The sequence below is a fragment of the Aeromonas sp. SE22 genome, from assembly GCF_038739755.1.
Taxonomy (GTDB): Bacteria; Pseudomonadota; Gammaproteobacteria; order Enterobacterales; family Aeromonadaceae; genus Aeromonas; species Aeromonas jandaei.
This window is the reverse complement of the sequence record NZ_JBCGFD010000001.1, coordinates 417,678-430,601: the sequence shown is the minus strand read 5'-3', so window position 1 is coordinate 430,601 and position 12,924 is coordinate 417,678. Positions and strand designations below refer to the sequence as shown.

Below are 12,924 nucleotides of genomic sequence, written 5' to 3'. Positions count from 1 at the left end.
GGGATAGCATGATTATCGGTGTACCTAAAGAGATAAAAAACCATGAATATCGCGTAGGCATGGTTCCGGCCAGTGTACGTGAACTGACAGCACGAAACCATACTGTTTTCGTCCAAAGCGGTGCCGGAAACGGGATTGGCTTTAGCGATGCAGATTATACGGCTGCTGGTGCCGAAATTTTGGCCTCTGCCGCCGAGGTTTTCGCCAAGGCGGAGATGATCGTCAAGGTCAAGGAGCCCCAGCCTGTCGAGTGTGCCATGTTGCGACCGGGTCAGACCCTGTTTACCTACCTCCATCTGGCACCGGATCTGCCACAAACTGAAGCATTGCTGAAAAGTGGTGCCATCTGCATCGCCTACGAGACCGTCACCGACGGCCGTGGTGGTCTGCCCCTGCTGGCGCCCATGTCGGAAGTCGCGGGTCGCATGTCCATTCAGGCGGGCGCCCAGGCGCTGGAGAAATCCCGCGGCGGTAGCGGTGTGCTGCTGGGCGGCGTACCCGGTGTCGAACCGGCCAAGGTGGTGATCATCGGTGGTGGCGTGGTTGGCTCCAACGCAGCCCGCATGGCCATTGGCATGCGCGCCGACGTGACCATCCTCGACAACAATGTCGATACCCTGCGCCGTCTCGACAACGAGTTTCAGGGTGCGGCCAAAGTGGTCTACTCCAACAGCGAAAGTCTGGAACGCCATCTGCTGGCGGCCGATCTGGTCATCGGCGGCGTGCTGGTACCGGGCGCCACTGCGCCAAAACTTGTCAGCCGTGACCACATTGCGCGCATGAAGCCGGGCTCGGCTATCGTCGATGTGGCGATCGATCAGGGTGGCTGCGTGGCGACCTCGCACCCCACTACCCACGAAGATCCCACCTTCATCGTCGATGACGTGGTGCACTACTGCGTGGCCAACATGCCGGGGGCAGTGGCACGTACCTCGACCGTGGCACTCAATAACGCTACCCTTCCCTTCATTATCAAGCTGGCCCAGCAAGGGTATCGTCAGGCACTGCTGAGCGATCCCAACCTGCTGCACGGTCTCAACGTGATGGAGGGCAAGCTCACCTGCAAGGAGGTTGCCGTGGCTCATGGCCTTGCCTACACTGATCCCCTGACCCTGCTGAACTGATCTGCACTGGCTTGCGCCAGTTGGAGATGAGTGAAAATCCGCCCGCGATGGGCGGTTTTTTTATCTCTTTTATAGTGCTCGGCAAAACCGAGCGTTGATGCGGGAAGGCGATTGAAACAATCGACTCACTGGCCTTTGACCCCGGATCACGAATTACCTACAATCGCGCAAACTCATCACGTCTCGGAAATCACATCATGAGCCAAGTCACTCACAGCAAACTGCTGATCCTGGGCTCCGGCCCGGCCGGTTACACCGCTGCCGTCTACGCCGCCCGCGCCAACCTCAATCCCCTGCTCATCACCGGTATGCAGCAAGGTGGCCAGCTGACCACCACCACCGAGGTAGAGAACTGGCCCGGCGATCCGGAAGGCCTGACCGGCCCGGCCCTGATGGAGCGCATGAAAACTCATGCAGAGAAGTTCGATACGCGCATTCTGTTTGATCACATCAACAGCGTCGAACTGACCCAGCGCCCGTTCCGCCTCAAGGGTGACAACGGCGAATACACCTGCGATGCCCTGATCATCGCGACCGGCGCCTCCGCCAAATATCTGGGCCTGCCTTCTGAAGAAGCCTTCAAGGGTCGCGGCGTCTCCGCCTGCGCCACCTGCGACGGTTTCTTCTACCGCAATCAGGAAGTGGCGGTGATCGGCGGCGGCAACACTGCCGTGGAAGAGGCGCTCTATCTGGCCAACATCGCTAAAAAGGTGCACCTCATTCACCGTCGCGACGAGTTCCGCGCCGAGAAGATCCTGATCAAACGTCTGCACGACAAGGTCGAGAGTGGCAACATCGTACTGCACACTCACCAGACCCTGGACGAAGTGCTGGGCGATCAGATGGGGGTTACCGGTGTGCGCCTGCGTAACACCCAGGACAACAGCACCAGCGAGCTGCCGCTGATGGGCGTCTTCATTGCCATCGGCCATCAGCCCAACACCCAGATCTTCGATGGCCAGCTGGAGATGCAAAACGGCTATCTGAAAGTACGTGGCGGTCTCGACGGTTTTGCCACCCAGACCAGCATTGAAGGTGTCTTCGCTGCCGGCGATGTTGCTGACCACAACTACCGTCAGGCCATCACCTCTGCCGGTACCGGCTGCATGGCTGCCCTCGATGCAGAACGCTATCTCGATGCGCAATAAATAAGCGCATATGTGATATAAGGCATACCAGTCGGTATGCCTTTTTTATTTGAAGGAGTCTAATGAAACAGAAGATATTGATTGTCGAAGATAGCCTGACGATCCGCCGTATGCTGACCCAGGCGATAGCCCAGCAGACCGGTCTGGAGATCGACGCCTTTGATACCCTCGAAGGCGCCCGTCACTGTCGGGGAGATGAGTATGTGGTCGCCCTGGTGGATCTGACCTTGCCGGATGCACCTCGCGGGGAAGCGGTCAGCGTGTTGCTGGAGCGCGGCTTGCCAGTGGTGATCCTCACCGCCGATATCAGCGAGGATAAACGTGCGGCCTGGCTGGAAACCGGCGTACTGGACTATGTGATGAAGGATTCGCGCCACTCGCTGCAATATGCGGTCAGCCTGGTGCACCGCCTCTATCTCAACCAGTCCATCGAAGTGCTGGTCGTCGATGATTCGCGCACCTCCCGCCACCGCACCATGGCCCAGTTGCGCAAGCAACTGCTGCAGGTGCACGAAGCGAGTCACGCACGCGAAGCGATGGCGATGCTGGAGCAATATCCCGGCATCCGGCTGGCACTGGTCGACTACTATATGCCGGAGATCGATGGCATCAGTCTGGTGCGCATGCTGAGAGAGCGTTACAGCAAACAGCAGCTGGCAATTATCGGGATCTCGGTCTCGGACAAGCGCGGTCTCTCCGCTCGCTACCTGAAACAGGGGGCCAACGACTTTCTCAACCAACCGTTTGAACCGGAAGAGTTGCAGTGCCGGGTCAGCCACAATCTGGAGGCACTCGAGCAGTTCAACAGCATTCAGGAGTCGGCCAATCGCGACTACCTGACCGGTCTTTACAACCGTCGCTACTGGTTCAACGAAGGGCAGAAATGGTTCGAGGAGCATCAGCGGCTGCAGAGTACACTTTCACTCTGCGTGCTCGATGTGGATCACTTCAAGCAGGTCAACGATCACTGGGGCCATGCCATTGGCGATCAGCTGCTCTGCCATCTGACCCGCCAACTGACCCAGTTCTTCCCCGATGCAATGATCGCCCGCTTTGGCGGCGAGGAGTTTGCCCTGATGGTGCCCCACTGCACCGTCCCCGTGTTGATCAAGCGTCTTGAAGGGCTGCGTCAGCAGTTGCGCCAGCACCCCTTGTCACCGGATGTTCCGCTCTTTGTTCGCGCCAGCTATGGTGTGGTCAGTATCGGGCGGGTATCCATGGACGAGGCGCTGAGCGAAGCGGATCGGCTCCTGTATCAGGCCAAGAACACCGGCCGTGACAAGATAGTCTCGCAAGAGAACGCCATCTAGTTTCCTGCGCAGTCCCGTGTATTACCGCCCGCAAGACTTTCTGCCAACCGGAAAGTCTGCGGGTTATCTCCCCTCTCGACACCTTTTGATATCAACCGGCTTAAAACGTCTTGTCGACTCGCACGCCGTCATCAAAATAGAGAATGCGTACTTTATCGCCACTGCTGAAGACCATGGCGGGATCATAATCCTGGATCACATTGACCAGCCCGTTCTGCTCGTTGCGAATAAGTAGCTCGACCAGTTTGTTCTCCACTACCGTGTCGCCTGACTGATACTGCTGCGCCGCAGCGGCCCCGGCAAGCGCCCCGACGGCGGTGGCAATTTCACGGCCATGGCCGCCACCAAACTGGTTACCAAGCAAGCCGCCCAGTACTGCCCCGCCCAGGGTTTTCCAGCCGGAACGCTCCGACTCCAGGATCTGGCGCTGGGTAATATTGCGCACCGTCTCGACCTGGCCAAACACCACCTGATTGACCGGGCGGGCCGTGTTGCGCTGGTAAACCTCGGCCCCGGCGGGCGCAGTGACAAAGCAGAGCAAGCTGGATACTATCAGGATAATGGCCTTCATCTACGAACCTCGTTGCCTTATGTCTCGCTATCTCACTCAACTGGATGATGAGCTCTGCTGGTTTCCCGACCCCTCGCATGCCCTGGAAGAGCCCAACGGTCTGCTGGCGATCGGCGGGGCTCTCTCCCCTGCCAGATTGCTGGCAGCTTACCACAAGGGGATCTTCCCGTGGAACGAACCCCACCAGCCGACCCTGTGGTGGTCACCGGATCCGCGCGGTGTGATCCGCCCTGATGAGCTGCATGTTGGGCGTACCTTGCAGAAGATTATCCGCCGAACCCCATTCGATATTTCCGTCAATCGCGCCTTTAATGAGGTAATCAATGCCTGCGCCGCGCCTCGTCGCACAGCCGATGGCACCTGGATCAGTCAACCCATGATCGAGGCCTACCAACGGCTGCACCGTCTGGGCCACGCTCATTCGGTCGAGATCTGGCAAGAGGGAAAACTGCAAGCGGGTCTTTATGGCCTGTCGATTGGCCGGTTGTTCTGTGGCGAGTCCATGTTCAGCCATATCGATAACGGCGCCAAGCTGGCCATGGTGGCACTCTGTCGCCACTTTGCCCGGCACGGAGGCGCCCTTGTCGACTGCCAGATGCAGAATCCGTTTCTGGCCACGTTGGGTATTGAAGAGTGGCCAAGAGCGCGCTTTCTGACCGAACTGGCGCAACTGAGCCGCCAATCGCTATTGGATTCATGCTGGCAAAAGGGAGAGATCCGCTTATGACCGAAGAAGTGATCCTCAAGGTTGGGCTAACCCCCAAGCATCCCTGCAGTTATCTGGATCATGAGCAGGAGCAGTTGCTGGTTCTGATGGATCACAACCTGCTCAACGCCCACGGTTACGAACGCCTGCTGACCGCCGGATTTCGCCGCAGTGGCAACGACATCTATCGCCCCCACTGCCCCGCCTGTCATGCCTGTCAATCGCTGCGCATTCACAGCGAGCACTTCAGACCCAGCCGGGGACAAAAACGCATCCGCCAGCTCAACAGGGATATCGACATCGTCCTGAGCTACGATGACAAGCCCGAGTATTACCAGCTTTATGAACGCTACATCAGCGAACGCCACCAGGATGGCAGCATGTATCCCCCCAACCGCAAACAGTACCGCGGTTTTCTCCATTGCGACTGGATGCCGCCCCTCTATCTGGAAATGAGAAAGGAGGGTCGCCTTATTGGCGTGGCTACTACGGATCTGCTGCCCCACTCCCTCAGCGCCATGTATACCTTCTTCGACCCCGATTATGCCGACCGCTCGCTCGGCACCTTTGCCATTCTGAGTCAGCTTGATCTGGCCAGGCGTACCGGACGAAGCTGGCTCTATCTCGGCTATCTGGTTGAGGCGTGCCGCAAGATGAATTACAAGCGCAATTACCTCCCTCACGAGGTGCTCATTCATGGAGAATGGAAAAATATCGACGGCAAGCCCGAGTAAACTTTACACATAGCCTTAAATCCGGCATGATCCAGCGGTTTTTTGTTGTGGCTTATCAAGAGGATTCAATGGCTAAAGAAGACAGTATTGAGATGCAGGGCACTATTCTCGAAACCCTGCCCAATACCATGTTCCGTGTGGAACTGGAGAATGGTCACGTGGTTATCGCTCATATTTCCGGCAAGATGCGCAAAAACTACATTCGTATCCTGACTGGAGACAAAGTAACGGTAGCACTGACTCCCTACGATCTCTCCAAGGGACGTATTGTTTTCCGCTCTCGCTAAGCCAGGAATTCAGCAAAAAACCCCAACCTGTCGGTTGGGGTTTTTTGTCGTTTTCTAATTACGGTTACTTAGTGGGAAACAGCTTCAACATTGACCTGAAAATCAAAGCTGAGGCTGTCATTTACCAGCTCAACCTTCACTATTCCCCCATCAACCAGTGAGCCGAACAGGATCTCGTTAGCCAACGGTTTCTTGAGGTGCTCCTGAATGACCCGACCCATAGGTCTGGCCCCCATGGCTCTGTCATACCCCTTCTCGGCCAACCAGTGACGGGCACGCTCGGATACTTCCAAAGACACCCCTTTCGCATCCAGCTGCACCTGCAACTCAACGATGAACTTGTCGACCACCTGGTGGATCACTGTCATGTCGAGATGGTTGAACCAGATGGTGTGATCAAGTCGGTTACGGAATTCCGGACTGAAGGTCTTGTTGATCACCGCCATGGCATCGTGGCTCAGATCCTGCTGCTGGAAGCCAATCGACTTGCGCTGGGTCTCCTGCACACCGGCGTTGGTAGTCATCACCAGAATGACATTTCGAAAATCCGCCTTGCGCCCGTTATTGTCAGTCAAGGTACCGTTGTCCATCACCTGCAACAACAGGTTGAAGACATCCGGGTGCGCCTTCTCTATTTCGTCAAGCAACACAACGGAATGAGGGTGCTTGATCACCGCATCAGTCAGCAGACCACCCTGCTCGAAACCGACATATCCGGGAGGTGCACCAATCAGACGGGAGACGGTGTGACGCTCCATATACTCGGACATGTCAAAGCGCAGCATCTCCACCCCCAGCGCCTTGCCAAGCTGTTGGGTAACTTCGGTCTTGCCCACCCCGGTCGGGCCGGCGAAGAGGAAACACCCCACCGGGCGACGCTCGTTACCCAGACCTGAGCGCGAGAGGCGAATGGCATCGGTCAGCACCTCGATAGCTTTGTCCTGACCAAAGACCACCATCTTGAGATTGCGCTCCAGGTTCTTCAGTACCTCTTTATCTGAAGAGGAGACTGATTTTTCCGGAATGCGGGCGATCTTGGCGACGATTGCTTCAATCTCCTGCACGTTGATCACTTTCTTGCGCTTGCTCGCTGGCAACAACCGTTGGCCAGCTCCCGCCTCATCGATCACGTCGATTGCCTTGTCCGGCAAGTGACGATCGTTGATGTACTTGGCGGACAGCTCTGCCGCAGCGCGAATCGCCTTGGCGGTATAACGCACTCCATGGTGAGCCTCGTAGCGGCTCTTGAGGCCCATCAGGATACGGGTTGTGTCATCCACGGTCGGCTCGGTGATATCGATCTTCTGGAAACGACGAGCCAAGGCGCGGTCTTTTTCGAAGATCTGGGCATATTCCTGATAGGTAGTGGAGCCGACACAACGGAGCAAACCATTGGAGAGCAGCGGCTTGATAAGGTTTGCAGCATCCAGCTGGCCACCTGACGCAGCACCTGCACCGATGATAGTGTGGATCTCGTCGATAAAGAGGATGGCCCCTTCCTGACGCTCAATCTGCTTGAGCAATACCTTGAGACGTTTCTCGAAATCGCCGCGGTATTTGGTTCCTGCCAGCAGAGAGCCCATATCCAGCGAGTAGATGGTGCTACCGGCAATCACCTCGGGCACATCGCCCTTGACGATACGGTAAGCCAGACCTTCCGCAATGGCAGTCTTGCCCACACCCGCCTCACCCACCAGTAGCGGATTGTTCTTGCGGCGGCGGCATAGTACCTGGATGGTACGATTGAGCTCCTGATCACGACCGATCAGCGGATCGATACGCCCTTCCAGCACCAATTGGTTCAGGTTGGTGGCAAAGCTCTCGATCTGGGCGGCGGAGACATCATCGTCAGATTCCGGATTGTTATTGCTGACATCCGGTTTGCTGTCTTTGCGCACCCCGTGGGAGAGGAAGTTCACCACATCGAGGCGACTGATCTCGGCTTTTTTCAGAAAATAAGCTGCCTGAGACTCCTGCTCGCTGAAAATGGCGACCAATACGTTGGCACCACTGACTTCGGTATTGCCGGAGGATTGCACATGGAAGACGGCACGTTGCAGTACGCGCTGGAAGCCCAAGGTCGGCTGGGTTTCCCGATCTTCGTCATCGCGCGGAATAAGCGGGGTTGTTTGAGTGATGAATGCGCGGATCTCCTTGCGCATCTGCTCGACATCGGCACCACAGGAGCTCAGCGCCTCATGGGCTGAGCTGTTATCCAGAAGGGCTAACAACAGGTGCTCGACAGTCATGAATTCGTGGCGCTCGTCACGAGCCAGTTTGAAAGCCTCGTTCAGCGTCTTTTCCAGATCTTTATTCAACATAGGCACCTCCCCTAGTACAGCTACAATGTGGTGTCACACTCGCCATCAAGTCATCAGATTCAAGCCTTTTCCATAGTGCATAGCAGTGGATGTTCGTTGTTACGTGCATAGGTGTTGACTTGGACAACCTTGGTTTCGGCGATCTCTGCGGTAAACATGCCGCAGACACCCTTACCACTATAATGCACACTCAGCATGACCTGAGTCGCCTTGTCCAAATCCATACCAAAGAACTTTTGCAGCACCTCCACCACGAACTCCATCGGGGTGTAGTCATCGTTGTTCAACACAACTTTATACATGGGTGGCGGCTGCAGCTTTGTTTTCTCTGCTTCTGCAATCTCTTCATTAGCAAAGAGTTCTTTCTGCTTGCTCATAATCGCGCTTTGGTACCTCTAGATTACTACCGTCTCACACAAGCTTGTCAATAGACTTGTTAACCAGATCACATCAGTTGTTAACAACTCCTTGACTCGCTCAAAAGTTAGACTAGATTGGTTACTTGCTAATCTGTGCCCGTCTGCTATGGGCTCATGTCCCTAGTTATAATGGGCTGGCGCAGGTTACTCAACGACTTCTGGGTAATCAATAAAAGGATGTAGAAGTATGGCAACCGGCACAGTTAAGTGGTTTAACAACGCAAAAGGATTTGGGTTTATCTGTCCGGAAGGGGGTGGTGAAGATATCTTTGCTCACTACTCCACCATTCAAATGGAGGGCTACAAGACCCTGAAAGCGGGTCAGGCTGTCCACTTTGAACTGCAACAGGGGCCGAAAGGAAATCACGCCTCCGTCATTGTGCCGAACGAAGCACAAAATATATAAACGAAAACCCGTTGGATAAATAAAAAACCGGTTCCTCTCTGAGCAACCGGTTTTTTATTTTCATTTATGTGACTCGCTTGGCATTAGCCACGCACGCACCATTGTCACGCTTTAGTCATGGTACTCATTACAGGCTATCAGAGTATTTTCCATCAGACTGGCCACCGTCATGGGGCCAACACCACCGGGAACCGGGGTGATGAATGAAGCATGACTGCGCGCCGTTTCAAACTCCACGTCCCCGACCAGCGAACCATCCGCGAGACGGTTGATGCCCACATCGATAACCAGCGCGCCCGGCTTGATCCACTCTCCGGGAATAAAATTGGGTTTGCCGACCGCCACTACCAGCAAATCTGCGCGGCGAACCTGATCCTCCAGATCCCGGGTAAAGCGGTGACAGGTCGTGGTCGTGCAGCCCGCCAGCAGCAATTCGAGGGTCATGGGGCGCCCGACGATATTTGAAGCACCGACCACAACGGCGTGCAAACCATGGGTTTTGACACCCGTAGTCTCAATCAGCGTCATGATCCCTTTCGGGGTGCAGGGACGCAGCGCCGGAATACGCTGTGCAAGACGGCCCACGTTGTACGGATGAAAACCGTCTACGTCCTTGTCAGGGAGGATCCGCTCCAGCACCAGAGTGGTATCGAAGTGATCCGGCAGCGGCAACTGAACGAGGACCCCGTCGACTGTTGGATCATCATTCAGCTGATCGATCAGCGCCAACAACTCATCCTGACTTGCCGTTGCACTCAGGTCATATGAGCGAGAGTGAAAACCGACCTCTTCACAAGCCCGACGCTTGCTGCCGACATAAACCTGAGAGGCAGGATCTGCCCCCACCAGAATGACCGCCAGCCCTGGAGCCCGTTTCCCTGCTGCCAACCGCTGTTGGACCTGTGCCGCGACCTGGCTGCGAATCGTTTGCGCAACCTGTTTTCCATCTATGATTTTGGCAGACATCGTTCTCCACTCACCATGTGTTCAACTGCCGCGCATTGTCGCATTTTTTTAGCCGGGATGTTAGCGTCCAAGAGAGGTCTGGCCTGCAACGGGCAATAAGTAGGCACTTGAATTTACTGGGGGAAAAATACGTTGACGCTGGCTCTTTTGCTTGGTTATGATGCCGCCCCGTTGCCCAGTACGGCTCATGTCGTTATGCTGGTACGTTGAAAGCAAAAATTTCGGTGATTAGCGCAGTCCGGTAGCGCATCTGGTTTGGGACCAGAGGGTCAAAGGTTCGAATCCTTTATCACCGACCAAGTTTATCGATCTGCCATTCAGGCGAGTCGAGAAAAGCGCCCTTAGCTCAGTCGGATAGAGCAACGGCCTTCTAAGCCGTGGGTCGCAGGTTCGAATCCTGCAGGGCGCGCCATTGATTCTCAATTTGTTGAAGAATCGATGCAGTTTTCAGTGGTGGCTGTAGCTCAGTTGGTAGAGTCCCGGATTGTGATTCCGGTTGTCGTGGGTTCGAGCCCCATCAGCCACCCCATTATTCCGTCGTTTGGCACAAGTTCCCAAAGCGACCATATACAAGCCTTCTGGCTTGTCAAGAAACCGGCCTAGGCCGGTTTTTTTGTTTCTGCAGCGCCATTTTCTACGTTTATATCCCCGAATGTCTCATCGCACTGCGCCCTGAGTGGCTGAAATGCTAATGGCCCAGAGCCTCATCATTGCTCCGCCACCCCGGCTATCACTCTTATTCATCGCGCGTCCCATATAACCCTCCCTCGTTCTTTTTCTGTATTTCCCGGGTGGCATTGATATGCTGACAGCTCCTCTTTTCTCCTGCTTCCGGTTGGAGCTTTTCTATGCAACGCATTCTTTTTGTTGAAGATGATCCCGAGATTGGCCAGCTCATCAGCAGCTGGCTTGGCCGCCACGATATGGAAGTGATCCTCGAACCCAGAGGCGATATGGCGCTGGCCCGGGTCGAAGCCGAACAACCGGATCTGGTGCTGCTCGATATCATGCTGCCGGGACAGGATGGTATGTCCCTCTGTCGGGATCTGCGGCCACGCTTTGATGGCCCCATCGTGATGCTCACTTCGCTGGATAGCGACATGAACCAGATCCTGAGCCTGGAGCTGGGGGCCAACGACTACATCCTTAAAACCACCCCTCCCCCCGTGCTGCTGGCCAGATTGCGGGTGCAATTCCGCCAGCATCAGCAAACTGCCGCGCAACCGATCGCCGCCGCCGGCAGTGTGCCGCAGCAGTTGCAATTTGGCCGTCTGCTGGTCGATGGGCCGGGGCGGGATGTCCGCCTCGATGGCGAGAGCATTGCCCTCTCGACTGCCGACTTTGATCTGTTGTGGGAGCTTGCCAGCCACGCCGGCCAGATCCTGGGGCGGGAAGCCCTGTTCCGCAGCCTGCGCGGCCGAGAGTATGACGGTCAGGATCGCAGCATGGATGTGGCCATCTCCCGCCTGCGCCGCAAACTGGGCGATAACCCTGACAACCCGACCCGGATCAAGACGGTGCGCCAGAAGGGCTACCTCTTCGTCCCCCACGCCTGGGAATAGCCTTAATCAGGGAGCACAACCATGCGCCGTCTCTTTATCCAGTTCTATCTGTTGTTGATCGGCTGTTTCACTCTGGCGATTCTGCTGGTTGGCGTGGTCTATCAGGTCACCGCCGAGCGAGCCGGCGACCGCTATCTTGAGCGGATGATGCAAGGCTCCCTTGGTCTGCTGACCGACGAGCTGGCCAGAATTCCGCCCGAGCGCTGGCCAGATCGGCTGGCCGAGCAGAGCAGCCAGTTCACCCTCCCCCTCAAGGTTGGCGAGCTGGCCCATCAGCCCCTTGCCAGCGAGGATCAGGCATTTCTTGCCGCCGGCAATATCGTCATCGTCGAGGAGGATGACACCTTCCTGCAACGGATCCCCGATACCGATCAGGTGCTTATCGTTGGCCCGGTGCCCTATCTCTCCTACCTGCACGAACTGCACTGGGTCGATGTGGGACTGCTGCTGATCATTGGCCTCTCTCTCGGGCTGCCCATCCTGCTCTGGCTGCGCCCACACTGGCACGGCTTGCTGCAGCTGGAGCAGACGGCCCGCCGGGTAGGCGATGGCGATCTATCCTGCCGTACCAACCTGCCGCCGGGCAGCAGTCTGGCCAGGGTGGGGCGTACCTTCGATCAGATGACCGCCCAGCTGCAAGCCATGCTCACCAGCCGCAAGCAGCTCACCGATGCCATCGCCCATGAGCTGCGTACCCCGCTGGTCAGATTGCGTTATCGGCTTGCCATGCTCGATCCTGCCCCTGCCGCAGAAGAGCAGCAGGCGCTGGAGCGGGATCTGGGGGCACTGGACTCCCTTATCGAAGAGATGCTGACCTACGCCAAGCTGGATCGACCCGAGCTGCCGCTGCAGCGGGATGAGCTGGAGCTGGGCAGCTGGGCAGAGCATCACCTCGGCGACTGGCAGGCACTGCGGCCGGAGAAACACCTGATCCTCGCTCTGCCTCCCATCAAGATGCCCTGGTGCGGCGATCATCGCCTGCTGACACGCGCCGTAGAAAACCTCATCGGCAACGCCCTGCGCTACGCCGAGAGCGAGGTTACCCTCTCCATCTCGCGGCTGCAGGAGAACTATCTGCTTGAGGTGAGCGACGACGGGCCGGGTATCGACCCCGCACTGGCGCACCAGATCTTCGAGCCGTTCGTGCGTCTTGATCAGAGTCGGGATCGCCGCACCGGCGGTACCGGGCTGGGGCTTGCCATTGTGCGCAGCATAGCGCTCCACCACGGCGGTGATGTGGCATTGCTTCCCACCGGCAAGGGAGCCCGCTTCTGCCTCACCCTCCCTGTACATTTGGATACAAACCGTCACCAAGTGCTCACTGAAGTACCGCGCTCAGCGTCATAGGATGAAGTCATGGAGAAACGCTC

Annotated in this window: 13 protein-coding genes and 3 tRNA genes; 12 read left to right on the top strand and 4 right to left on the bottom strand. The window is 56.7% G+C overall.

What is annotated here, in order from left to right; genetic code table 11:
• Positions 1-8 precede the first annotated feature (8 nt).
• From ald to AAHA39_RS01900, 3 genes are all read left to right on the top strand, one after another.
• A complete protein-coding gene (gene ald, locus AAHA39_RS01910; RefSeq protein ID WP_033115170.1) occupies positions 9-1,124 on the top strand; it encodes an alanine dehydrogenase in 1,116 nt (371 codons plus the stop codon).
• 197 nt (positions 1,125-1,321) lie between these two features.
• Positions 1,322-2,272, top strand: coding sequence for a thioredoxin-disulfide reductase (trxB, locus tag AAHA39_RS01905; RefSeq protein ID WP_041207482.1), 951 nt, complete (start codon positions 1,322-1,324; stop codon positions 2,270-2,272).
• A 62-nt stretch (positions 2,273-2,334) separates the two neighbouring features.
• Positions 2,335-3,582 carry a diguanylate cyclase gene (locus AAHA39_RS01900; RefSeq protein ID WP_320656065.1) on the top strand — a complete coding sequence of 416 codons (1,248 nt, stop codon included), beginning with the start codon at positions 2,335-2,337 and terminating at the stop codon, positions 3,580-3,582.
• A gap of 100 nt (positions 3,583-3,682) precedes the next feature.
• On the opposite strand, the gene AAHA39_RS01895 is transcribed toward AAHA39_RS01900, so the two are convergent.
• Positions 3,683-4,153 (bottom strand): glycine zipper 2TM domain-containing protein, encoded by a 471-nt coding sequence (locus tag AAHA39_RS01895; RefSeq protein ID WP_043851079.1) that lies wholly within the window; start codon positions 4,151-4,153, stop codon positions 3,683-3,685.
• A gap of 19 nt (positions 4,154-4,172) precedes the next feature.
• Between AAHA39_RS01895 and aat the strand changes: the two genes are divergently transcribed.
• The 3 genes from aat (at position 4,173) to infA (ending at position 5,880) form a co-directional block, all read left to right on the top strand.
• On the top strand, positions 4,173-4,880 hold the full coding sequence (gene aat, locus AAHA39_RS01890; RefSeq protein WP_320656066.1) for a leucyl/phenylalanyl-tRNA--protein transferase: 708 nt from the start codon (positions 4,173-4,175) through the stop codon (positions 4,878-4,880).
• Complete coding sequence (locus AAHA39_RS01885) at positions 4,877-5,593, top strand: arginyltransferase (protein ID WP_033115166.1); 717 nt, start codon at positions 4,877-4,879, stop codon at positions 5,591-5,593. Before aat ends, AAHA39_RS01885 begins: the two co-directional genes overlap by 4 nt.
• A gap of 68 nt (positions 5,594-5,661) precedes the next feature.
• On the top strand, positions 5,662-5,880 hold the full coding sequence (infA, locus tag AAHA39_RS01880) for a translation initiation factor IF-1 (protein WP_005300033.1): 219 nt from the start codon (positions 5,662-5,664) through the stop codon (positions 5,878-5,880).
• A gap of 68 nt (positions 5,881-5,948) precedes the next feature.
• Here infA and clpA read toward each other — a convergent pair whose 3' ends face one another.
• Both clpA and clpS read right to left on the bottom strand, forming a co-directional pair.
• Complete coding sequence (clpA, locus tag AAHA39_RS01875) at positions 5,949-8,201, bottom strand: ATP-dependent Clp protease ATP-binding subunit ClpA (protein WP_033115165.1); 2,253 nt, start codon at positions 8,199-8,201, stop codon at positions 5,949-5,951.
• A 59-nt stretch (positions 8,202-8,260) separates the two neighbouring features.
• Positions 8,261-8,578, bottom strand: a complete 318-nt coding sequence (gene clpS / locus AAHA39_RS01870; protein ID WP_005337111.1) for an ATP-dependent Clp protease adapter ClpS — start codon at positions 8,576-8,578, stop codon at positions 8,261-8,263.
• Between the two features lie 229 nt (positions 8,579-8,807).
• Here clpS and cspD point away from each other — a divergent pair, with 229 nt between their 5' ends.
• Positions 8,808-9,026, top strand: a complete 219-nt coding sequence (gene cspD, locus AAHA39_RS01865) for a cold shock-like protein CspD (protein WP_033115164.1) — start codon at positions 8,808-8,810, stop codon at positions 9,024-9,026.
• 111 nt (positions 9,027-9,137) lie between these two features.
• Here the strand turns inward: cspD and folD are convergent, their stop codons facing one another.
• Positions 9,138-9,992, bottom strand: a complete 855-nt coding sequence (folD, locus tag AAHA39_RS01860; RefSeq protein WP_320656067.1) for a bifunctional methylenetetrahydrofolate dehydrogenase/methenyltetrahydrofolate cyclohydrolase FolD — start codon at positions 9,990-9,992, stop codon at positions 9,138-9,140.
• 222 nt (positions 9,993-10,214) lie between these two features.
• Between folD and AAHA39_RS01855 the strand changes: the two genes are divergently transcribed.
• The 5 genes from AAHA39_RS01855 to rstB all read left to right on the top strand — a co-directional run bounded on the left by AAHA39_RS01855 (position 10,215) and on the right by rstB (position 12,901).
• A tRNA-Pro gene (locus AAHA39_RS01855) sits at positions 10,215-10,291 on the top strand.
• A gap of 36 nt (positions 10,292-10,327) precedes the next feature.
• Positions 10,328-10,404: transfer RNA gene (locus AAHA39_RS01850), tRNA-Arg, on the top strand.
• Between the two features lie 41 nt (positions 10,405-10,445).
• A tRNA-His gene (locus AAHA39_RS01845) sits at positions 10,446-10,521 on the top strand.
• Between the two features lie 319 nt (positions 10,522-10,840).
• Positions 10,841-11,554: a two-component system response regulator RstA gene (rstA, locus tag AAHA39_RS01840; protein WP_042032315.1), complete on the top strand. Its 714-nt coding sequence runs from the start codon at positions 10,841-10,843 to the stop codon at positions 11,552-11,554.
• Between the two features lie 21 nt (positions 11,555-11,575).
• Complete coding sequence (gene rstB / locus AAHA39_RS01835) at positions 11,576-12,901, top strand: two-component system sensor histidine kinase RstB (RefSeq protein WP_320656068.1); 1,326 nt, start codon at positions 11,576-11,578, stop codon at positions 12,899-12,901.
• Positions 12,902-12,924: the final 23 nt, after the last annotated feature.

Coding starts and splice junctions, on each gene's coding strand:
- AAHA39_RS01900 (WP_320656065.1), top strand. CDS start 2,335: ATGAAACAGAAGATATTGATTGTCGAAGATAGCCTGACGATCCGCCGT.
- ald (WP_033115170.1), top strand. CDS start 9: ATGATTATCGGTGTACCTAAAGAGATAAAAAACCATGAATATCGCGTA.
- rstA (WP_042032315.1), top strand. CDS start 10,841: ATGCAACGCATTCTTTTTGTTGAAGATGATCCCGAGATTGGCCAGCTC.
- clpA (WP_033115165.1), bottom strand. CDS start 8,201: ATGTTGAATAAAGATCTGGAAAAGACGCTGAACGAGGCTTTCAAACTG.
- clpS (WP_005337111.1), bottom strand. CDS start 8,578: ATGAGCAAGCAGAAAGAACTCTTTGCTAATGAAGAGATTGCAGAAGCA.
- folD (WP_320656067.1), bottom strand. CDS start 9,992: ATGTCTGCCAAAATCATAGATGGAAAACAGGTTGCGCAAACGATTCGC.
- trxB (WP_041207482.1), top strand. CDS start 1,322: ATGAGCCAAGTCACTCACAGCAAACTGCTGATCCTGGGCTCCGGCCCG.
- cspD (WP_033115164.1), top strand. CDS start 8,808: ATGGCAACCGGCACAGTTAAGTGGTTTAACAACGCAAAAGGATTTGGG.
- AAHA39_RS01885 (WP_033115166.1), top strand. CDS start 4,877: ATGACCGAAGAAGTGATCCTCAAGGTTGGGCTAACCCCCAAGCATCCC.
- aat (WP_320656066.1), top strand. CDS start 4,173: ATGTCTCGCTATCTCACTCAACTGGATGATGAGCTCTGCTGGTTTCCC.
- infA (WP_005300033.1), top strand. CDS start 5,662: ATGGCTAAAGAAGACAGTATTGAGATGCAGGGCACTATTCTCGAAACC.
- AAHA39_RS01895 (WP_043851079.1), bottom strand. CDS start 4,153: ATGAAGGCCATTATCCTGATAGTATCCAGCTTGCTCTGCTTTGTCACT.
- rstB (WP_320656068.1), top strand. CDS start 11,576: ATGCGCCGTCTCTTTATCCAGTTCTATCTGTTGTTGATCGGCTGTTTC.